This window comes from Varibaculum cambriense (assembly GCF_022133705.1).
In the GTDB taxonomy this organism is placed as follows: Bacteria; Actinomycetota; Actinomycetes; order Actinomycetales; family Actinomycetaceae; genus Varibaculum; species Varibaculum cambriense_A.
The window spans coordinates 1-246 of the sequence record NZ_JAKNHJ010000049.1 but is presented as its reverse complement, the minus strand read 5'-3'; the positions used below and the strand labels follow the sequence as shown (position 1 = coordinate 246).

Sequence of the window (246 nt, the reverse complement as noted above, 5' to 3'; positions counted from 1 at the left end):
CGATTTTCCTCCATTTGCCTCAGTGGCTGCGTTTCATGTAACGATGCATGACAGCGCCCGACAAGATCCTGATACTCTTTGGTATTCAACCGTTTCCAGTGTAACTCGTCGTCACTCACGCTGCGTACAGCGCGGGCTGGCGTACCCATCAACAACTGGCGTTTCTCGCCGCGAAAGCCCGCTTTGACAAAGCTCATAGCGGCAACAATGCTCTCTTCGCCAATGACCGCGCCATCCATAATCACG

The 246-nt window shown here is 53.7% G+C and carries 1 protein-coding gene; it reads right to left on the bottom strand.

Annotated features, from left to right (window positions below):
- Positions 1-246 (bottom strand): hypothetical protein (locus L0M99_RS09735; RefSeq protein ID WP_425304319.1); only part of this gene is annotated, 246 nt, incomplete at both ends.